This window comes from Kosakonia sp. ML.JS2a (assembly GCF_025642095.1).
GTDB lineage: Bacteria > Pseudomonadota > Gammaproteobacteria > Enterobacterales > Enterobacteriaceae.
The window spans coordinates 3,904,613-3,925,483 of record NZ_CP106754.1 but is presented as its reverse complement, the minus strand read 5'-3'; the positions used below and the strand labels follow the sequence as shown (position 1 = coordinate 3,925,483).

16 protein-coding genes are annotated in these 20,871 nt (G+C 43.5%); 9 read left to right on the top strand and 7 right to left on the bottom strand.

Annotated elements, in window-relative coordinates; genetic code table 11:
• Positions 1–175: 175 nt before the first annotated feature.
• Positions 176–1,543 carry an MFS transporter gene (locus N7922_RS18595; protein WP_263097715.1) on the top strand — a complete coding sequence of 456 codons (1,368 nt, stop codon included), beginning with the start codon at positions 176–178 and terminating at the stop codon, positions 1,541–1,543.
• A 95-nt stretch (positions 1,544–1,638) separates the two neighbouring features.
• Here the strand turns inward: N7922_RS18595 and N7922_RS18590 are convergent, their stop codons facing one another.
• Positions 1,639–2,559, bottom strand: coding sequence for a LysR family transcriptional regulator (locus N7922_RS18590; protein ID WP_263097714.1), 921 nt, complete (start codon positions 2,557–2,559; stop codon positions 1,639–1,641).
• A gap of 250 nt (positions 2,560–2,809) precedes the next feature.
• Between N7922_RS18590 and N7922_RS18585 the strand changes: the two genes are divergently transcribed.
• Positions 2,810–3,985: an ROK family protein gene (locus N7922_RS18585; protein ID WP_263097713.1), complete on the top strand. Its 1,176-nt coding sequence runs from the start codon at positions 2,810–2,812 to the stop codon at positions 3,983–3,985.
• Positions 3,986–4,015: 30 nt separating this feature from the next.
• Here the strand turns inward: N7922_RS18585 and N7922_RS18580 are convergent, their stop codons facing one another.
• From N7922_RS18580 to N7922_RS18560, 5 genes are all read right to left on the bottom strand, one after another.
• On the bottom strand, positions 4,016–4,735 hold the full coding sequence (locus N7922_RS18580) for a DUF554 domain-containing protein (RefSeq protein ID WP_263097712.1): 720 nt from the start codon (positions 4,733–4,735) through the stop codon (positions 4,016–4,018).
• Between the two features lie 43 nt (positions 4,736–4,778).
• Entirely contained in the window at positions 4,779–5,747 is a 969-nt protein-coding gene (gene glk / locus N7922_RS18575; protein ID WP_263097711.1) for a glucokinase, read from the bottom strand.
• Positions 5,748–5,855: 108 nt separating this feature from the next.
• On the bottom strand, positions 5,856–7,523 hold the full coding sequence (locus tag N7922_RS18570; RefSeq protein WP_263097710.1) for a GMC oxidoreductase: 1,668 nt from the start codon (positions 7,521–7,523) through the stop codon (positions 5,856–5,858).
• Positions 7,524–7,613: 90 nt separating this feature from the next.
• Positions 7,614–8,669 carry a sugar phosphate isomerase/epimerase family protein gene (locus N7922_RS18565; protein WP_263097709.1) on the bottom strand — a complete coding sequence of 352 codons (1,056 nt, stop codon included), beginning with the start codon at positions 8,667–8,669 and terminating at the stop codon, positions 7,614–7,616.
• Between the two features lie 94 nt (positions 8,670–8,763).
• Positions 8,764–9,888 carry a Gfo/Idh/MocA family protein gene (locus tag N7922_RS18560; RefSeq protein WP_263097708.1) on the bottom strand — a complete coding sequence of 375 codons (1,125 nt, stop codon included), beginning with the start codon at positions 9,886–9,888 and terminating at the stop codon, positions 8,764–8,766.
• A gap of 598 nt (positions 9,889–10,486) precedes the next feature.
• Here N7922_RS18560 and N7922_RS18555 point away from each other — a divergent pair.
• From N7922_RS18555 to N7922_RS18525, 7 genes are all read left to right on the top strand, one after another.
• A complete protein-coding gene (locus N7922_RS18555) occupies positions 10,487–11,752 on the top strand; it encodes an MFS transporter (protein WP_263097707.1) in 1,266 nt (421 codons plus the stop codon).
• Positions 11,753–11,813: 61 nt separating this feature from the next.
• Positions 11,814–12,266 carry a DUF6379 domain-containing protein gene (locus tag N7922_RS18550; RefSeq protein ID WP_263097706.1) on the top strand — a complete coding sequence of 151 codons (453 nt, stop codon included), beginning with the start codon at positions 11,814–11,816 and terminating at the stop codon, positions 12,264–12,266.
• An 11-nt stretch (positions 12,267–12,277) separates the two neighbouring features.
• Positions 12,278–13,387: a sugar phosphate isomerase/epimerase family protein gene (locus tag N7922_RS18545; protein WP_263097705.1), complete on the top strand. Its 1,110-nt coding sequence runs from the start codon at positions 12,278–12,280 to the stop codon at positions 13,385–13,387.
• Between the two features lie 57 nt (positions 13,388–13,444).
• A complete protein-coding gene (locus N7922_RS18540; protein ID WP_263097704.1) occupies positions 13,445–14,773 on the top strand; it encodes a lactonase family protein in 1,329 nt (442 codons plus the stop codon).
• 224 nt (positions 14,774–14,997) lie between these two features.
• The gene (locus tag N7922_RS18535; RefSeq protein ID WP_263097703.1) at positions 14,998–16,344 is read left to right on the top strand and encodes a carbohydrate porin; all 1,347 of its coding nucleotides are present in this window, start codon (positions 14,998–15,000) and stop codon (positions 16,342–16,344) included.
• Positions 16,345–16,516: 172 nt separating this feature from the next.
• Entirely contained in the window at positions 16,517–17,959 is a 1,443-nt protein-coding gene (pyk, locus tag N7922_RS18530; RefSeq protein ID WP_263097702.1) for a pyruvate kinase, read from the top strand.
• Positions 17,960–18,054: 95 nt separating this feature from the next.
• Positions 18,055–19,677, top strand: a complete 1,623-nt coding sequence (locus tag N7922_RS18525; RefSeq protein ID WP_317633845.1) for a methyl-accepting chemotaxis protein — start codon at positions 18,055–18,057, stop codon at positions 19,675–19,677.
• A gap of 368 nt (positions 19,678–20,045) precedes the next feature.
• Here the strand turns inward: N7922_RS18525 and N7922_RS18520 are convergent, their stop codons facing one another.
• Positions 20,046–20,288 carry a hypothetical protein gene (locus tag N7922_RS18520; protein ID WP_263097701.1) on the bottom strand — a complete coding sequence of 81 codons (243 nt, stop codon included), beginning with the start codon at positions 20,286–20,288 and terminating at the stop codon, positions 20,046–20,048.
• Positions 20,289–20,871 lie beyond the last annotated feature (583 nt).

Below are 20,871 nucleotides of genomic sequence, written 5' to 3'. Positions count from 1 at the left end.
TAAAAATTATTTCAAATATTAACTTCATGTGGTAGTTACAACACGCCGGATGGATTGTTAAAAAATGAGAGGTGTAATGTTTGTACCTTTCTAAAATAACTATGAAATTTGAGGTGTTTGTTGATGCTGCTGATTTTTTTAGTCGCGTAATTATCACTACGCTATGAGATTAACAATGATGAATCAAAATACGCTAAGTGCTTTTCTGGATAACAGCAAATCCACTGGATTTCATAAGCTACTATTAGGTATATGTACTTTTGTTATTATATTTTCTGGCTATGAATTGTCAGTGTTTGGGTCGATAGTCCCAGTCGTAATCCGGGAATGGGGAATTAGCCCAACAGAGATTGGTTTTATCGGTAGTTCAGCAATGTTTGGCATGATGTTTGGTGCCATTGTTTTAAGTTCGCTGGCTGATAAGTTTGGCGTTAAGAAATTATTGATTGTATCGATATTTATTTTCAATTTCTTTATTGTCATGGCAACATTTACTGAAAGTGGATTGATGTTTGGTATTTGTCGTTTTATGGCGGGTGTTGGAAGTGGTGGTGCAACTCCGATCGTGATTTCCTTATTGACTGAATATTCGCCGAAAACAAACAAAGCTAAAATGGTTGCAATTGCCATCTGTGGTAATCAGGTTGGTGGTATGTTAGCACCTTTTGTTGCTATTCATGTCATGCCCGAATATGGCTGGGAGCCCGTTCTGTGGTTATCTGTTATACCGCTGATTTTAATTCCGCTGTTCATTAAATTGATACCTGAATCAGCTCGTTTTCTGGCTAAAACTCAGCAGTCGGAGAAATTAAATAGCATCCTCGTTAAAATCGATAGTGATTACGAAAGAACATTAGCAAAAACTGAGCAGATGTTAGTTAAAAGTGATGATGGTAATAAACCGTCCGAGAAAGTTTCGTACTTGAACCTATTCAGCAAAAAATACTTTGTCGGTACAGTATTTATTACTCTTATCTATATTTGTGGTCTGCTGACAATCAATGGCGTAAATATTTGGTTGCCACAGGTTATGAACCAAAATGGTTATGCATTAGGTTCAAGCTTAACTTTTTCAATTGTGTTGAATTTGGGGACGTTGATAGGAACTATTCTGTGGGCGGTGACAGTAGACAAAGTTGGATTTAAGGTATTGATGCCTCTTATTTACGTTGCGGGCTCTATTAGCCTGTTTTGCATGGGAGTTAAGGTCAATCTGATTGTAATGTATTTGTTTGTTGGTTTAATTGGTATGTTTGCATTTGCGGCGCATTCTTTGATGAACTCGTTTGCATCACAATACTATCCTGGTGAAATTAGAACGACAGGCGTAGGTTTGGCAAATGCAACAGGTAGGGTTGGTGGGATGCTTGGACCAATCGTTGGTGGTATGTTGCTGACGGCAAACGTTTCAATTACAGCCTGGTTCTTAACATTTGCTATCCCAGGTATTGTCGCGGCCTTATCTATGGTAATAATCAATGTGCATAAAAAGTACATTGAAAAGAAAAATGTTGTTCAAACTAAAGTCATTTCTGGCGGATAAGGCCCTTTAAATTATCGACCATATTGGGGAAGAGAGAACAACACACTCTTCCCTTTTTTAAACCAGTAATTACAGGCATAATTAATTTCAATTTACTAGCTTAAGGGATCTATGTCAGAAACAGATGAATGCATAACATTTCTTAGCCATTGAATACCTAAATCTCCATCGTGATGCCGGTGCCATTGTAGTTTCATACCGAAGGGGACCGTGTTTACTGGGCATGGAAACATTGTTATCGGTAAGTATTTAGCATAATACCGTGCAAATCTCTCATGGACGGTTGCGATCAAATTTGTACCAATCAGTTGAGTCATCAGCATACTAAATGATGGTACGACAATATCTATTCTGCGTTGATAGCCTGATTCGCTTAAAAATACTTCGTCCATGGCCCAACCGATCATTTTACTAAATCTGGCGACAATATGTCCGCTGCTTAAATAGCTATTAAGATCGATTCCTGTATTACATAGTGGATTGCCAGACCATACGACACAAACAAACTGATCGTCGAAAAGAAATTCTGATGGATGCTGAGTGGAAACTAGTTTTTCCGGTGTGACAATGAGATCAATTACACCTATATTGAGATACTCACTAATAGGACCGTCAATAATAGATGAAATATCCAGACGAATATGTGGTGCTTGTTGTTGTATGAGCGAAATAGCTTTGTTCATGACTACAGTCGCAGAGGCGTCAGATATGTTTAACCGGAATGTTCGGGTAGAAGTTTCAGGGTCAAATTTTTGATTTTTGTCGACAATGGCTTCACATTTGCTAATGACATCATGAACTTCTTCTGAGAGCATCTCTGCAAAGGGCGTCAGTTCCATACGTTGGCCAACCTGCACCAACAACTGATCGTCGAAAAATTCTCTAAGCCTTGACAGAGCACCAGACGTTGCAGACTGACTTAAATGCACTCTTTCACCGGTGCGAGTGACATTACGCTCAGCCAAAAGCACATCAAGAATAATCAAAAGGTTGAGATCTAAACCGCGAAGATGCATAAAATGTCAGGCCATTTAACTATTTTGGATAAAAATACCATTTCATCATGAATTAGTCGAGTTCAAATGTTTATGTCCTGTTAGCATACTTTCCCTTACTACAATGTTAATTGTCTCACATTTTAACCTTTTGAATTTACCACATGATGAACCTGATCTATTTTATCACGTACACTCTTCAGCATTGCACAAATGCCTTGTTACCAATAAAATTCAACAAACCAAAAATCTAAAATTTGAGGTGTCAGACGTGAAAACTGAGAATAATAACTCTAAAAAACAAAAAAGCACCTTTTTGGTTAGAGAGTTATTACTTACAGAAGGCCCACAATCGCAGGCATCGATTTCCCGGAAAACAGAACTGTCACCGGCAATGGTTAACTACGTTGTTAAACAACTTATCGCGCTGGGTGCCGCAGATATTCATTGGGTTAATGGGCGAGAAGGGGTAGTCTCATTAACCTCAAAGACAGGCAAGTTCATTTCAGTTCTGGTGAATGTTGATAAAATTAGTGGTTCACTGTTCCTTTTTGAGTCTGAGGTGAAAATAGATTTTGAGTCTATAATTACTCAGGAAGCCATTCAAAAAAACAATCCTGATACGGTCATTAGTTTACTTTCTGATGTTATTAAAAACTCAAACTTGTCTATGAGTGATATTTCAGGCCTGGCTGTTAGCATTGTTGCCCCTTTGGATATCGAAAGCGAAGCTATCATATCCTGGTCTGCTGGGCGACTACCGGGATGGCGTGATATAAAAATAAAGTCTTATTTTGAAAAGAAACTTGGGGTTACAGTGGTTGTCGGCAACGATGCAAACCATGCAACACTAGCCGAATGGACATGGGGGGTTGGCCGGGGTATTGATAATTTTGTTTATATTGCATGCTCAAAGCAGATCGGCGGGGGGATTATTATTAATAATCACCTGTATAAAGGCAGTAATGGAATGGCGGCTGAGTTCGGGCATTTGATTATTGATAACATTGGGCCGGTTTGTTTTTGTGGCTGCCGAGGGTGCCTTACGACTTTTATTTCAGAACGCGCAATTATAATGAATCTCTCCAAATCTGAAAGTTATAAAAATTCACTGCTCGAGATCATTTCGGCAGCGGATGAAGGTGATGCTGCGTGCCAACGTGTATTGCTGGAAGCTGGAAGAGATCTTGGTAAAGCGCTTGCTAACATTGCAAAAATATTAGCTCCAGGAATGATTGCCATTGGTGGTGATTTGGCCGAAGCTGGGCCGCTATTTTTTGATAGTGTCATAGCGACTATTAATGAACATAACCTTGGAACAGTATCACAATCTATTGATTTCAAAACGGCGAAAATAGTTCATCAACCTGAGGTTCTCGGCGGACTTGCTGCTCTTTTGGCAAAAAAAAATCAGGGAATTAGTGAGCTCCCTGATTGGATTAAATAATTGAAGCGCTCTCCAAAGGCTTGCAGCCCGTCAGTTGGAAAAGTGTACCCATAGATAAGATAGCGGCATAGCCCAAAGTAGAGCTGGTAGCATATTCGCTACAGGAAACAATTTTATGCCGCATATTCTCAACCCGGTAGCCATCATTACCAAACCGCCAACAGCATAAAAGTCAGACCTCATAACCTCTGTCGTAAGAGGTAGCAGCAGTACTGCACTGTAGGCGAGTATTAGCTGGATTACTAACTGCGGTACAAACAAAATTACTACTGAATACCCTAAACGGGTAGCAAAAAGAATGGCACAAAAGAAATCCATGAATGCTTTTGTGATTAGCACTGAGGCGTTTCCATTCATGCCCTCATTCATAGCCCCCACAATACCAGTACCACTTGCTCCGAACAAAATGATCAGTGCCACGAAGGTTTTTAAAAATTCTTCGTTAGTTATCTCGCCACGCGGTTTTGGCAGAACGGATTCAATGATGTTTTTTGTTTTTGTTGCGACGGTATTAATTTTTTTCTCGAGGGTGATTAACTCACCAGTAAGTGCGCCGAGAATGCCTGCCAGCACTATTACTGGCATGTTGACAGTATCCATTATCAAGATCACTGCCATTGCCATCGAACAAATGCCAAACATCAGTGGCATTCCTTCATGAAGGCGCCTTGGTATCCAGGGAGACAAAAGATTCCCTGCGATGGCGCCAACCACAATTGCAATGCTATTTATATACGGACCGACAATCACGTAGTCATCTCCAGAATCACTTAATACCGTTCCATTCACGGAATTAATTGAGTGAATGCCCCAACAACTGCCGCATGTGAGCCCCGGCGCCAAGTAGTCCTGGCTGAGGATGTGTAATCAAAAAAACAGGGATATCTTTTAGGTACTCATTGAAGCGTCCTTTATCTTCGAAAGCATTCCTGAAGCCAGACGATTTGAAAAAATCAAGAAAGCGAGGAACAATGCCACCGGCAATATACACCCCTCCAAACGTACCCATGGTCAAAGCAAGGTTGCCACCAAAACGGCCAAGCAAGATACAAAATAAGGAAAGTGCGCGTCGGCAATCAGTGCATTCATTATTCAATGCACGATCGGTGACATCTTTGGGTTTCAGCATTTCGGGAATGCGTCCGTCTACTTTAACAATACCCTTATACAGGTTTACGAGGCCCGGCCCGGAAAGAACTCGTTCATAGGAAATACGGCCGTGTTCACTTCTCAATGCCGACAGTATACGATCTTCCTCTTCGCTATTCGGGGCGAAGTCAACGTGGCCACCTTCGCCAGGAAGGCTGATAATTTGTTTTTCTGTTTGCACAAGATGACAAACACCGAGGCCAGTGCCTGCGCCATAAACAGCGATGGGCTTGCCGTGTTCAGCTGCGCCTCCACCAAATTTCAATAAATCTGTTTCCTTAAGCATGGGTATCGACATGGAAACTGCTTTGAAATCGTTAATGACTTCCAGGTTAGTCAGGCCCAGATTGAGCTGCATTGAGCTGATTGAGAATGCCCATGAGTGATTTGTCATATCAACCCAGTCATTAGTGATAGGGCAGGCGATAGCAATGCAAGCCTCATTAACAGTGACATGCTGACCTTCAAGGTAATGCGTTATAACATCTTCAAGCGTGGCGTAATCATTCGCAGAATAGGTATGGATATGTGAGATACTTCCATCGCTGATATCACTCAGGGCCAGACGTGCATTAGTTCCGCCGACGTCGCCGACAAGAATGAAATTTGGCATCAGATACACCTTTATAATTGAGAGTTAAAATCTTTAATTAATGATTCCTTGTTGTAAGTGAATTAGCTAAGTGAGAATCATTAATTGAATTCATTTATAAAAATTGGGCTAAAGCTGTCCCTTCTTATATTGTTCTGCTGCGTAATCACATGCCCGAGCCGTAATCGCCATCATTGTTAATGTTGGCCCGACTGTACCGCTAGTAACAAAGCATGCTCCGTCAGTGACGAATACATTGCTCGCGTCCCAACATTGGTTAAAGCTGTTAAGCACTGAGGTTGATGGACTGTCTCCCATTCTCGCTCCGCCACTTTCGTGTATGGCTGCGCCCAGACCAACACTCTTTTTGAACGAAAGACGAAAGATTGTTTTCATCAGAAACGTTTCTTCAGACATAGCGTTACGTGCGTCTTCAAGACCTAGAGCTGTGCCTGCAAAATCAATTTTATAGTTGCATGCACTCACCATCTCCTTGATTGCACGGAGCTGTGCTTTCATAACGATGAGGTCGTTTTCACCAAAAGAGCAATCAATATGCGGTGCAGGGATACCCCATGCATCTTTTTTTCTGGGATTGAGTGTTATGCGATTTTCCGGTCTGGCCAACATTTCACCGAAGCCCATTAAACCAAATTGGGATGGACTATCAGGTGATACGTAGCCCCGTCCAATTACGCCCTGGAAAGCAAACCCGCGAATGAAATCTTTAGTCGTATTACTACCGATATTCTGGAATCGAGGGATAACAATACCCCCGGCAGGACGGCAGAACGGATCCTGGGGAATAGTCTTGTCATATTCCCATCCGAGGCTATCTGGTACAGAACCCGCGATAAGGCTCGGTGTTTGTTCAAGGAAATAGCGCCCCAGAAGGCCTTTTGAATTGCCAATACCTTCCGGATGACGGGTCGAGCGGGAATTTAATAAAAGCCGTACCGATTCAATAGCGGAGGCACACAGCATGACCATGCCGGCTCGTACGGTATGCTCTTGCTTTGTCAATCTATCGACAAACGTGACACCGGTGGCTTTGCCGCTAATCGGGTCTACATCTATGTGTTTTGCTATCGCATCAGTGCGTAATTCCAGAAGACCCGTATCAATAGCAGCCTGAACACCGACCGGGATGCGCTTTAAATTTGGTGCAGAAAAACGCCAACTGATGACTTTACGTTCGGGCCATAAAGATTCGACTTTTGCTTTGAAGGCTTTCTCTGGTTTGGTCAGAATCGGGGCCTGAACAAATTTTCCGTCTGGTAAGTTAGGAATGTTTTCCTTCGTGCCATAAACACCGAGAAACGCTTCAATTCGGGAATACCAGGGATCCAGTTCTTCATAGCTGATAGGCCAGTTTTCACCATAACCGTCCAGGCTGGCAGCTTTGAAGTCATAGTCCGACATTCTCTGTAATACCCGGCCGTATGTATGAAGGCGTCCGCCAAGCTGGCGACCCCTAATCCACAAAAAATACTGCCCTTTTGGGGTCGTATAGGGGTTTTGCCAGTCATTTACAAATAAATGACGGTACTCATTACTCATATAGGTTGCACGAGCCTGAAGGGGTTGCCCTGTTGCGGCAATCTTAAAGCGAGCAAGAGCATCGATTTTTTTTACTTTTTCGTGACTGCCAGGCGTTATGGGAAAGTCTTTTTCACCTAAGAACGGTCCAGCCTCGAGCAAGATAACGCTCATTCCCTTTTCAGTTAATTCCTTCACAGCTATGCTGCCTGCTACTCCAGAGCCGACAACAATCGCGTCATAAAATTCTTTTTTCATCTTTGCCTCGGCCGGATAATTCCGGGTAACAAATTAATCTGCTCTTGATTCAGTGGGAGAAGGCATTTGCCATCTCCCCAATACTCATTCTTAAAAAATCCCGAGCATTTTCTTGATGTCATTGACGTCATTACCTGTTTCGGCAAAGTCATCAAAGGCTCGGCTGGATACGTTGATAATCTGTTCCTGAATGAACTGGCTCCCTTCACGAGCGCCATCTTCGCTATTTTTCAGGCAGCATTCCCATTCAAGTACGGCCCACCCGCTATAGTCGTATTGAGTGAGTTTGCTAAATATCGATTTGAAATCGATCTGACCATCACCCGGAGAACGGAAACGACCGGCACGTTGCAGCCAGGGTTGATAACCACCATAAACGCCGCTGCGGCCATTTTTGTTATATTCGGCATCTTTCACATGGAACGCTTTAATACGCTCATGGTAGATATCGATATATTCGAGATAATCGATTTGCTGCAAATGGAGGTGGCTGGGGTCAAACAGGACGTTGCAACGAGGATGGTTATCTACCTCGTCAAGAAAACGTTCGAATGTAGCACCATCATGAAGATCTTCACTTGGATGGATTTCGTAGCAAACATCAACGCCATATTCCTCAAAAGTGTTGAGGATCGGGAGCCAACGGCGAGCCAGCTCTTTAAAGCTTTCATCGAATAAAGCGGCATTGTGAGGTGGCCACGGATACAGATAGGGCCATGCCAGCGAACCAGAGAAAGTCGCATGGGCATTAAGACCGAGCCGGGCAGACGCTTGCGCTGCTTTTTTTACAATATCGACAGCCCATTCCTGACGTGCTTCTGGATTGTTTGCAACTTCTTTAGGGGCAAATCCGCCAAAAGGCTGGTTATAGGCAGGGTGGACGGCAACAAGCTGGCCCTCAAGATGCGTCGATAGCTCGCTGACCTGTAAACCGCGTTCAGCGAGAATACCCTTTACATCATCACAATATTGCTGGCTTGCCGCTGCTTTTTCTACGTCAAAAATATGTTTGTGGTTGCAAGGAATTTGCAACGCTTTGAATCCGAGATTTGCAGCCCAGGTTGCTAGTCCCTCGAGACTATTAAAGGGTGAAGTACTGTCAATAAATTGTGCAAGAAAAATGCCGGGACCTTTAAGAGTGTTCATATAACCTCCTCATTAACCGGGTGGCAAAGTTGCTGGAATGGAATGCACGAAGCGAAGTGGCGCAAACTTACTTACGCCACTGAATAACGGGAGATTAGAACTCTACAGCCTGACCGGTTTCCGCAGATTTGTAGATTGCTTCAAGTACCTGAGTCACAATGAATGCTTGTTCTGCAGTAACAACTGGGGCTTTGTCGTTCTCAATCGCATCAATCCATGCAGCAAGTTCAGCATCTGCAACCCGGAAAGGCTCGTTGCCGAGATCTAAAGGACCAGGGCCACCAAGTACAAAAGGTTCAATATCTACCAATTGACCAAAGCGCGCGGTATTGAAAGCAATACTGCCAGTACCGTCGACAGCTGATGTTGGCGCAGCAGCACCGTCACCTACCAGTTCTGCACCGGCCTTTGTACCGCAGAGCGTAACTTGACCTTCGCGGGCTTTAAGGATGTTCAGCGCCCAGGATGCTTCGAGGAAGATTGTCGCGCCATTTTCCATTTTGATAAAACCGAATGCAGAATCTTCCACATCAATAGTTTTTGGATTCCACGGCCCGAACAGATTGCCTTCGAAGTTGTCTTTCATTTTGTGGAATACAGAGCCAGAAACCAGTTTCGGTTTATAGTTATCCATGGTCCACAGGGCAATATCCAACGCATGGGTACCGATATCGATCAGCGGGCCGCCGCCTTGTTTCTCTTTGTCCAGGAATACACCCCAGGTTGGAACGGCTTTACGACGCACTGCATGTGCCTTGGCAAAATAGACTTCGCCCAGGTCACCTTCTGCGCTAGAGCGTTTCAGGATTTGTACATCTTTACGGAAGCGGTTCTGGTATCCGATGGTGAGTTTTTTGCCAGTACGTTTTGCCGCATCCAGCATTTTCTGCGCATCTGCTGTTGTTGCCGCCATCGGTTTTTCACAAAGGACATGTTTACCTGCTTCAAGCGCATCTACGGTCAGAGGACTATGCGAGTTGTTCGGAGTCAGAACGTAGACAACATCGATGGATTTATCTTTAAGCAACTCGCGATGGTCTGAGTAAGTCTCTGCACCAGGTACGCCGAATTTAGCTGCTGCATCAATTGCACGATCAATTTCGATATCACAGAAAGCGACCAGGTCAACACGATCTTTGGCTTTTGCAAATGCAGGGAAATGTTTACATACCGCAATGCGGCCGCAACCAATAATACCAATACGTAGTTTATTAACCATTTCAATTATCTCCGGCTTACCAATTTTGTAATGGCTGAGATTTAATAATCAGCTATTTTGGTTGATTAATTTAATTTGATAGGGGGAATGCTCATATCCAAGGACTGGTTATGTTATGCCGTTAAATGGAGATAAAGGGAAATGGCTTGTATGGATGTTAGGTATCTGCCGGGCAGATACCATCAGGGTTATTATTTTAGTACCCTGCGAATTATAGAGATCGTGATCACATTTTTTCAAATTAAATTGAATGAATAAATGGCTGGTTTTTTTATGTTGCTGATTTTTAATGTTATTAATTTTTTCTCCTGGCGTTCTTCTTTGTAGTTTATGTGTTCTTATTTTATTCGATTGTTCAATTATTCAATTTTAATTCCTGTAATTATTTAATGGATTAAGTTTTAACTAATTGATTTTTATCTATTTTATTTGTGTTGTTATGTTTTGGGATGTCCAGGGTCAATATTTTTATTGTTCATAAAATGAAGTGTAGATCACAAAAAAGAAACTTTTGGATTGTGAGATTTTGATATTTAGAATTTATTACGTATGAACACCCTCGTTCCAACCGAAGTACCTACTAACGGCGGAGTAAAAAATGCTTGATTGCTTTGCGGAAGAAAAATCTGAAATACTATTTGAGAACAAAAATATGAATTCAAATGTAGACGTTCAGATTTTACCAAAGTTTATTTTTAGCAGGCTAAGCATACTTATGCTGCTAGAGTTTTTTGTTTTCGGTTCCTGGTTTACGACTATGGGGTTGGTATTATTTACTCATGGTTTAGCAGGTGTTATAGGGCTGGCTTATACATTGTGTGCAGTTGCTGCAATCATATCGCCTCTGGTGCTGGGGGCTATTGGCGATCGTTTTATTTCATCCGAAAAAGTTCTTGGTTTTTTACATGTTACCGGCGGAGTTTTACAGTTCTTCCTTCCTGGATTTGTTGCTGCTGGTGATAACAATGTGACTTTATTGCTTATATTTCTGTACATGCTGTGTTTCCAGCCCACTGTTGGTTTGGTGAATTCTCTTTCATTTCATAACCTTGGTTCAAAAGCAGATTGGTTTCCCTTTTTAAGGTTGTTTGCCACAGGGGGGTGGGTCGTTGCTGGTGTAGTCGTTGGTATGCTGGGGTATTCCTCAACGACTGGCATTTTTTATGTTGCAGGTATATCCAGTATTTTCCTGGGCGTGTACTCGTTTACATTACCTCGCACGGAACCGCAGGCTAAAACACTAAAATTCAATTGGCTGGATGCACTTGGTGCTAAATCATTCATTTTGTTCCGGCATCGTAGCTTTGCCGTACTAATGGGGTGTGCGTTACTAACGTCTATTTCGCTTGGTTTTTACAATACCTATGCTTCGCCATTTATTGGTTCGTTAGGCATTCAAAATGTTGCTGCGTTACTTGCTTTGGGGCAACTTTCAGAAATTATTTTTATTCTTTCAGTTCCGTTTGTCATTAAGCGTATTGGCATGAAATGGGCACTACTTGTCGGTATGTCCATGTGGGGCATTCGTTTCATTATGTTCATTCTTGCGGCGAATGGGCACACATGGACTGCAATTGTTGGGGTCGGCTTGCATGGTATTTGCAACGATTTCTTTCTTATAATCAGTGCCATGTATATTGATCGCCTTGCTCCAGCGGAAATGAAAGTCCAGGCGCAAAGTTGGTTAATTATAGCAATTTCAGGTTTTGGTGCTGCATTTGGTTCAGTAATTTCAGGGGCCGTATATTCAAGTTCAGTAAATACAGCGGTTGCGCAATCATGGATTCCACTCTGGTCGGTACCTATTGGCATTGCTGTATTAACAAGTGTTATTTGGCTTACTGGTTTTAAAGAAAAAAAATAACCAGCCAGGAGATACTTTTATTTTAGATTGGAACATTTCCATTTAATGCGTTGGAGGAGTTATGTTTGATAATTATTTAATTCGCCCGGGAAGCTTGAAAAATGAAAAAGTGAACGGGGAAGTTGTTGGGTTCTCTTTAGCTGTAAGGCACGCCAACTATCGCGGATGCTTTGTTTCTCTTCATAATGGTTATTACCTTTCAATCGATGGGGTTGAATATCCTAATTCTTTACAATCCTTTGAAATAAATGGGAAAGGTCCTCGCAGCTATGAAGAACTCTCTCATGCTGTCTATGAGCATTGGGATTATGGTGACGATGGTATCCTTCACGTCGCTCTTCCGGGGGGATTGAAACCGGGTAAACACACGGTGTTATTTCAGCAGTCAGTTCTTGCCGCCTATGGTTATTTACCGACAGATGAAGCGTGGGTTAAGAATCCACCAGTCCCCGGGAAAGGGGCTGGTTCGGATAAAACCCCCTATATCGTAAAATATGAATTGACTGTTGAATAAGGTGAATGAAAATGAAACGTGGTGTATCGCTCTATAGTTATCAGCAATCACAATTCTTCAACGAATCTAATCTTGAATCGCAAATTAACGAAGTTGCGAATAATCTGTATGGTGCAGACGGTATTGAATTGATTGATGAAATGTCACTGAAATATCCCGTCCCAGATAAAGCATTTATGCAGCGCTGGTACAATCTAATTGATAGGCATAACGTCAAGCCGGTGGCTATGGACGTGTGTATGGACGTTCTGCAGTTCCGTACGCATGTCATGAATCATGATGAATGTGCAGAGCGTTTAAGAAGCGACATCAAGCTCGCAAAAATGCTGGGCTTTAGCATTGTTCGTGTACTGTCAATTGTCCCACTTGATGTCATGGTAAAAGCGTTACCTTTAGCAGAAGCGTTGGATATCCGAATTGGAAAAGAAATTCACCAACCGATGACTCTGGAGGGGCAGCAGGTCAGCGAAATTATCGAGTTTAGTGAGAAGAATAATTCCCGTCATTTAGGGATCGTTCCTGATTTCGGCATTTTTGGTACGCGTCCTTCTGAGGCTCAGTTGGGATGGTTTGAACGCCGTGGTGCGAATCCTGAAGCTTCCAGGGCAGCGGTTAAATTAGCGGGAATGGTGAAGACGGATCCTCAAACTTTCAACGTTGCTAACCAGACAGCAGGTAACGTCAGGGCTGCGTTTGGCCAGTTCATTGCGACGGGTGAATGTAATCCGGAGGCGAAAGTTTGTTTCAATGCAGTAAAAGCATTGGCGGAGCAGTTTATCGATAAACCGAAGCCTTTGGATTACACCGTCGTTGCTGAAGGTTTGACCCTGTCAAATACATCAGCTGAGACGCTGCGCGAAATTTGCCCACATATTACCCATATTCACGCCAAATTTAACAATATGTCTGAAATCCCGGGTAAACCTGGCCAATACCAGGACATTGCAATTGATTATGTTTCGGCGATCGACGCACTGCGCAGAGGTGGGTATGAAGGTTATCTCAATTCTGAATATGAAGGGCAGCGTTACTTCCAGGATCGTGGCCGCGAATTCATGATGGATGAATTTGAGCAGGTCCGTCGTCACCAGGAAATGTTGCGTCGTTTAATTACGGCTTGATTATTCACGCCTGCTGCCATGTGTGCAGCGGGCTTAATCCGGCCTTCTAAGGGAGTTATGATGAACTTCCCACAGAAGTCATTGATTGCTAATGCATTATTGCTATTGTGTTGTTTTGCCGGAGGGCTAACCGTCCAGGCCCGGACCGAACAAACAAGCACCCAACAGGTTGATAATACGATGAGAAATGTAACAGATACGAAATCAACTGCTGGCAAAACGTCAGCCACAATTTTCGTTGGAACCTATGGTGATGAACACCAACCCGGTGGGATATATTCACTGCGCCTTAGTCAGGACGGAAAAAACGTTGAACAACTGGCTCATGTTGAGCAGCCTAAATTGGCCGGATATCTGATGTACGATGCAGCAACAACGACATTGTACTCCGTTGATGAGCGTAAGAATGATGGACGTGGGCCCGTTGAACCCTCTGCAAGCGTAATGGCGTTTTCGGTTAACCTGGAAAGCGGCCATTTGACACACGTAAATACGCAAATTGCTCCCGCTCCGCGCCCAACATATCTGAGCCTTGATAGCCAGAACCGCCGCTTATTTAGCGCGAACCACGGTGATTTCGAGCATGTCGAGAAGGTCGTGTTTAAAGAAGGAAAATGGACATCAGAGTACGTTTATGATGACTCAACCGTCATCATGTATAGCCTTAACAAAGATGGTTCGATTGCTGGAATCAATGATCTGGTTGTACTGGAGGGCCATGGCAAGGATCCTAACAATTCCAAACAGGCGGGTGGTCATGCCCAGGCAAGCCCTCATGCGCATAGCGCAGTTGTCTCACCAGATGGCAAACACCTTCTTGTTTGTGACAAAGGTACGGATAAAGTTCTCGTATACGCAATCGCTGATAAGTTGAAATTAGTCAATAGCTATCATTTCCCGGAAGAATCGGCCCCGCGTCACCTTGTTTTCGCCAATGACCAACGTTTATACCTCGATCTTGAAATTTCCTCTGAACTCGCCTCAATGGAATTCAATCAGGAGACAGGCGAACTTAAATTATTGGATAAAATTTCTACATTAGGCCCCGATTTCCATGGCCTTAACGAGCCTGCCGAAATCAGGCTTCACCCTAATGGTCGTTTTGTCTACGTGAATAATCGTGGCGAAGATGCTATTGCCTGGTTCAGCATTGGTGAGAACGGAAAACTGGCGCGCCTTGGTTCCGTCAAGTTAGCGAAATCAATTCATCCAGGGTTGGCATCAAGGAGTTTTGCTTTTGATCCTGATGGCCGTTATTTAGTTTCTGCCGACCGCCCTGATAATAAAATTAAAGTGTATGAGGTTAATACTGTAAATGGAGCATTGAGTCAGCGTTCAGAGTTTAGTGTTCCTCAGCCTGCGTTCTTAGCATTCGCAATAAATTAACAAAACGGCTAATGGTTAAATGCCAGACCGTTAGCCGTTTCTATTAAAATTATAAAATTAAGTTTTTATTTCCCCTGCTTGAAATCGGGTGGGGTTGTTATTTCATTAAACTTGTTGCTCTAGTACTTATACTAATAAACGATTTCGCTAATAATTACCGATTTCAAGATATTGATATCGTTAATACATTTAAAAATATTTTCTGATATAACGAGAGTAATAAAATGACTGTATCCTTTCAAAATAAAGTAGTTTTGATGATGGTATCGCCTTTTCTTTTTTCAACAGGTAGCTATGCCGCGGAGCAAACTCCAGCATGGAGTCCAACTGTATTAGGTTATGAGCCTATGACACCCGGCTTATTGGGTGATTGGGGGGGGATGCGTTCAACCTTATCAGACAATGGTTTTAACTATGCGCTGATTTACCAAACAGAGAGTGCCTACAACGTCAGTGGTGGTTATAACAAAAGCGGACATTATGCTTTTGTCGATCAAACGGCTTTACTTTTTAACCAGGATTTAGAGCGCCTCACTGGAATGAGCGATGCCAAAATAGAAGGGTTGATCACTAACCGAAATCATGATGATAACCTGACAACGGAAAGGCTACAGGACCAGCGCGTTCATTTTAATGATTTGGCACAAGAAGGCTGGGGGACCGGGTCAATAACCCGCCTTGGGTATTTAACATTTAGCCGAACATTTATGGATAAAAAATTAACCTGGCGTGCCGGGTTAATGAATTATCAACAAACTTTCGACCAAATTACGCCATGTGATTTTCAGTTACTGACGTTATGTGGTGGGAAATCTTCTAACTCTTTAACCTGGAATACCTGGAATATTCACTCCTGGGGAACCACTTTTGCGTATGCAGTGACGCCAGAATTAACCCTCAAAACAGGGGTGATTGAACAAAATTCACGCGCCGATGATACCTCTCGTGCGTGGTCATTTACGACCCACGGTAGTAAGGGTGTTCTTCTGCCCGTTGAAGCGGAACTGAAAACCCATGTGAATGGGTTACCGGGGGCTTATAACCTGGGAATACTCTTCACTAATGCCAAACAGTCTTCACTTTACACTCCAGTTGGTGAAGAAACTGAAACATACAATCGGACATGGTTTGCATGGGCTGGATTTAACCAGCAGGTTACTAGCCACCAGGATGATCAATCCAGAGGGATGAGTGTGTTTGGCAATATGAGCATTGCCGATCAACGTACTGATGTTAGTCATATCATTGCCTCGCTTGGGATTCGCTATCGCGGTCTGTTTGATGCAATGCCAAACGACTATATCGGGTTTGGTGGTAGCTGGATTGATATGAGCAATCGTCTTGCGAAGACGGAACGTCAAATTAACCAAATTAATGGAATTTATGATTATGACAATCCGCTTTATCAACCAGTACAGGGACATGCGGTCAACTTTGACCTGTATTATCGCTTCCGACCGGTTAGCTGGCTTGATATTCAACCAGATATCCAATATTGGATAAATCCAGCAGCCGTTAGTGAAACGAAAAATGCTTTTGTTGTCGGTCTTAAAACAGCGATCAGATTCTGATTATTTTATCGGTTGTGAGTAAGTCGATAGTTGCAAGGTTGGTGTGAATCCATCCCCTCTAATTTTCGTATTAAGTTAGAGGGGATACCGGAAATAGTATCGATAAATTAAGTGAATTTTTAAAGAAAACTCACTTAATTTATTGTGGCTTAATTATTTAACGGAGCATGACATGTCCACCAGGTTACGCAGAACTAAAATTGTTACTACACTGGGTCCGGCAACAGACCGAGATAATAATCTTGAAAAAATAATCGCAGCAGGTGCCAATGTCGTGCGTATGAATTTCTCTCATGGGGCACCGGAAGATCATAAAGCTCGAGCTGAAAATGTCCGACGCATTGCCGCGAAGTTAGGTCGCCATGTTTCTATCCTTGGTGATCTTCAGGGACCAAAAATTCGAGTTTCAACCTTTAAAAACGGTAAAGTTATCCTGAATGTCGGCGATAAATTTTTACTGGATGCCGAGCTTGGTAAAGGCGAAGGTGATATCGAACGTGTAGGCATTGACTATAAAGGGTTACCTGCCGATGTCGTTCCGGGTGACATTCTTTTGCTTGATGATGGGCGAGTTCAATTAAGAGTCTTAGGCGTCGAAGGCATGAAGGTTTTCACTGAAGTCACCGTCGGGGGGCCACTATCTAATAACAAAGGTATTAATAAGTTGGGCGGTGGTCTTTCTGCCGAAGCACTAACTGAAAAAGATAAAGCCGATATCATCACTGCCGCAGAAATAGGCGTTGATTATTTAGCGGTCTCATTCCCGAGATGTGGTGAAGATTTGCATTATGCGCGCCGGCTTGCTCGTGCTGCGGGATGTCATGCACAGATTTGCGCCAAAGTTGAGCGTGCTGAAGCTGTATGCAGCGAAGAAGCCATGGATGACGTCATTATGGCATCTGACGTTGTCATGGTCGCACGCGGTGACCTTGGGGTTGAAATTGGCGATCCGGAGCTGGTCGGTATCCAAAAGACCTTAATCCGTAGAGCACGTAAATTTAACCGCGCCGTCATCACGGCGACGCAAATGATGGAATCAATGATTAACAGCCCGATGCCCACACGTGCTGAGGTGATGGATGTGGCAAACGCTGTGCTGGATGGTACCGATGCGGTAATGCTTTCTGCCGAAACTGCTGCGGGTCAATACCCCGTTGAAACTGTTGCTGCAATGGCGCGTGTATGTCTCGGGGCTGAAAAGATCCCTGGCATCAATGTATCTAAGCACCGTCTGGATACACAATTTGATAATGTGGAAGAAGCCATTACGATGTCAGCTATGTATGCGGCTAACCATCTTCAAGGGGTTAAAGCCATCATCACAATGACCGAATCCGGCCGTGCACCGCTTATGGCTTCCCGCATCAGTTCGGGATTACCTATCTTTGCTCTTTCTCGCCATGAACAAACACTCAATCTTGCTGCGTTATACCGTGGGGTAACGCCCGTGTATTTTGACAGTGATCATGATGGTGTTGCTGCAGCAAATGATGCAGTAAATCTCTTACGTGAGAAGGGATACCTTAATTCAGGAGAGTGGGTCATTGTCACTCAAGGTGATGTGATGGGTTCCAGTGGGAGTACCAATACAACACGTATTTTGACTGTTCAGTAGGAAACCCTGATTAATTTTGCACAGTAGTTCTCTACACAGAGAGCTACTACGTATTTTTAAGCCATTACCTGATATTTGCATACTTTGAGGTGTCTATGTTTAAACGGATGCGTGTCGTCGTGTGTTTGTTATTTGTACTGGGATTATTTGCTTCATTGCAATTAGCATCTGGTGTGATGTTTCTTAATACCATACAAACAGACAAAGAGAACTTTGTTTTTAACCAACACCTTCGCGATTTGCAAACTCAATTGGGGACATCGTGGATGGCTCTCGTTCAGGCTCGGAGCACGCTTAACCGGGCAAGTGTTGGTTATATGGCCTCGGAAAATCATGGTGGTTTAAATAATGACGTCAATAAACTGATGGTCCAGGCCGAAGACAAATTGAGTTTAGCCGATACCGCAATGCACAAATTCGATGCCTTCCTGACGAATCAAGATCGTGAATCACCCTATGTCCAGACATTACATTCAAATTTTAAAGCCTATCGTTCCGCTCTGTCTGAACTGACCCGCTATGTTAAAGATGGAAACATCGATGCCTTTGTCAGTCAACCCACACAGCAATTTCAGGACAATATGGAGGAAGCATTTGATGACTGGTTAATCGATTGTGATAAGTACGTCGTGCTTGGAGCAGAAAAAAATATCAAGGCATATGCTACCGCGCACTGGGTATTACTCTCGTTGTTGTTGATTACCGTGGTGGTTATCGTTGTTGTTTGGGAACGAATGAGTAAGCTTGTGATTCACCCGCTAAATAAGAGCATTGAGTATATTCAGAATGTTTCTCGGGGTGATTTAACTCAGCAAATTGATATTACGGTACATAATGAAATAGGGACCTTACTCTCGTCTATTAAAAATATGCAGGATGAGTTAACGCGCACTGTAAGCTCCGTACGTGAAGGTTCCGATTTTATATACAACAGTTCGGGGGAAATTTCTGCCGGGAACAGTGATCTTTCAGCCCGAACTGAACAACAGGCTTCGTCACTGGAACAAACGGCGGCAAGTATGGAGGAGTTAACCGCAACGGTTAAGCAAAATGCGGAGAATGCACAGCATGCTTCTTCTCTGGCTCGTAATGCATCGACGATTGCCCAGCAGGGAACGGAGGCTGTGGTCAATGTGGTTAAAACCATGCATGAGATAGTTGGAAGTTCCAAAAAAATTGCGGATATCACTACGGTGATTGATGATATCGCGTTCCAGACAAATATCCTTGCGTTGAACGCAGCAGTTGAAGCTGCGAGAGCCGGTGAACAGGGGCGAGGATTTGCTGTCGTCGCCGGAGAAGTGCGTAACCTTGCGCAAAGGAGCGCTCAGGCTGCGAAAGAGATAAAAGTATTGATTGATGATTCTGTTAAGCGTGTAGAAACGGGCTCCATAATGGTTGAGGGCGCGGGAGACACCATGAAAGGTATTGTTGACGCGACGCTGCGTGTTACGGACATCATGGGGGATATTGCTATCGCATCTGGCGAACAGAGTCGTGGCATTGATCAGGTTGGTTTAGCCATTGTCGAAATGGACCGTGTGACCCAGCAAAATGCGGCGCTTGTTGAGGAATCCGCCACTGCGGCTACGGCTCTGGCAGAACAAGCTGGCCGCTTAAAGCTCGTGGTCGGGCAATTCAACGTTCGTGAAAACCCTTTGATAGTCGGCGACTCCTACATTGAGGGTGTCTCTGCTGTAGCGCTAAATGCTGGCTGATGGATGCCACAATAATGTGTTGAGGTAAAACTTGTATTAGCCGATTCCTTCACTGTGCGTTCGTATCCATACTGGCGTTTATTGGCATAGGAAAAATCCCCAGCCGGCTAATCAAGGCAATCCTTTGTTTCCCGGATTCAGGAAGGGTTTTTGTTGCCTGACATACAACACGTCGACGGGTGATGGCTTTTTACGTAAAGGGATGCAGGATGGGGCGTACCTGGCAGATGTGTTCTCCGCCATCCCCATTCCTGCAAGAGATGATACAAAACATAATGTTGGTATCAATTTTATCGAACACATTTTAAATCATATTTATCAAGTGATTATTACTTATGTTCCAATCCTGTAGGGCTTCAGCATCAACCCTAAGAAGACGATTTAAGCTTCACTCCCGTAATTCTGGATGCCACCGCTTTTGCCGCGTCGAGCTTTGCTTTCCCCGATTCAGATTGTGTGCCAGATTCAAATGCTTTGAAGTTAAGCTCGATGTTCTCAATGGCTTTATCTTTGAAAAATTGAGGCAGCTCTGTGAACAGGGACTGAAAAATTATCTCATACGCTAAAGCACGACACTGCAGATCATTAATCACGTCTTCTACTGGCTTCATAACCTCTCCTCAAGAAACTCTATGGCGTTCACCGACAAACAAGAAATGTTCTGTCGCGCATATCGCTGCGATGTGAATATTTAATATCGTTCAGAAAGACAAATAAAACCAGCGGACGCCATCACCAAATCGGACCGGGAGTTAATCGGGATGACACCGCGGGGGGAAGTTTGTTTCATATAAAATAAAAACTGGCAGATGCGACATCAGCACCGCCAGTAAATAAGTTGGTTCTTGTCATAAGTCATATCCGTTATACATGTTATAGCTCACCGCCCTAAAACAAACTAATCGCAAATTGCCGCATTCCGATTCATAAAATTAATGATCCTGGTAGTAGTGCTGGCTGCGACTTCAAGCTGGCTTATGGTCATCGGCTAAATTTTCGATACGGCCATGTTATGGCGAACGGATAGTCGGGCTACCTGGCCAGGGTTGTTTATCACTCACCGCCTCTGAGCCCTTAACCCGCAAGGTTGAAAAAATTTCCACTTTTCCCCTTGAAAAACGGTTGGCAGGAATTATTTATATCAACGGACAAGCAACGCTTGCCTGTAACTTGAGCTTTTGAATCGATTATTCA

Bases quoted from the DNA above. Each gene is read 5' to 3' on its own strand.
- N7922_RS18595 (WP_263097715.1), top strand. From the start codon at position 176: ATGATGAATCAAAATACGCTAAGTGCTTTTCTGGATAACAGCAAATCC.
- N7922_RS18590 (WP_263097714.1), bottom strand. From the start codon at position 2,559: ATGCATCTTCGCGGTTTAGATCTCAACCTTTTGATTATTCTTGATGTG.
- glk (WP_263097711.1), bottom strand. From the start codon at position 5,747: ATGCCAAATTTCATTCTTGTCGGCGACGTCGGCGGAACTAATGCACGT.
- N7922_RS18570 (WP_263097710.1), bottom strand. From the start codon at position 7,523: ATGAAAAAAGAATTTTATGACGCGATTGTTGTCGGCTCTGGAGTAGCA.
- N7922_RS18565 (WP_263097709.1), bottom strand. From the start codon at position 8,669: ATGAACACTCTTAAAGGTCCCGGCATTTTTCTTGCACAATTTATTGAC.
- N7922_RS18560 (WP_263097708.1), bottom strand. From the start codon at position 9,888: ATGGTTAATAAACTACGTATTGGTATTATTGGTTGCGGCCGCATTGCG.
- N7922_RS18555 (WP_263097707.1), top strand. From the start codon at position 10,487: ATGCTTGATTGCTTTGCGGAAGAAAAATCTGAAATACTATTTGAGAAC.
- N7922_RS18550 (WP_263097706.1), top strand. From the start codon at position 11,814: ATGTTTGATAATTATTTAATTCGCCCGGGAAGCTTGAAAAATGAAAAA.
- N7922_RS18545 (WP_263097705.1), top strand. From the start codon at position 12,278: ATGAAACGTGGTGTATCGCTCTATAGTTATCAGCAATCACAATTCTTC.
- N7922_RS18540 (WP_263097704.1), top strand. From the start codon at position 13,445: ATGATGAACTTCCCACAGAAGTCATTGATTGCTAATGCATTATTGCTA.
- N7922_RS18535 (WP_263097703.1), top strand. From the start codon at position 14,998: ATGACTGTATCCTTTCAAAATAAAGTAGTTTTGATGATGGTATCGCCT.
- pyk (WP_263097702.1), top strand. From the start codon at position 16,517: ATGTCCACCAGGTTACGCAGAACTAAAATTGTTACTACACTGGGTCCG.
- N7922_RS18525 (WP_317633845.1), top strand. From the start codon at position 18,055: ATGTTTAAACGGATGCGTGTCGTCGTGTGTTTGTTATTTGTACTGGGA.
- N7922_RS18520 (WP_263097701.1), bottom strand. From the start codon at position 20,288: ATGAAGCCAGTAGAAGACGTGATTAATGATCTGCAGTGTCGTGCTTTA.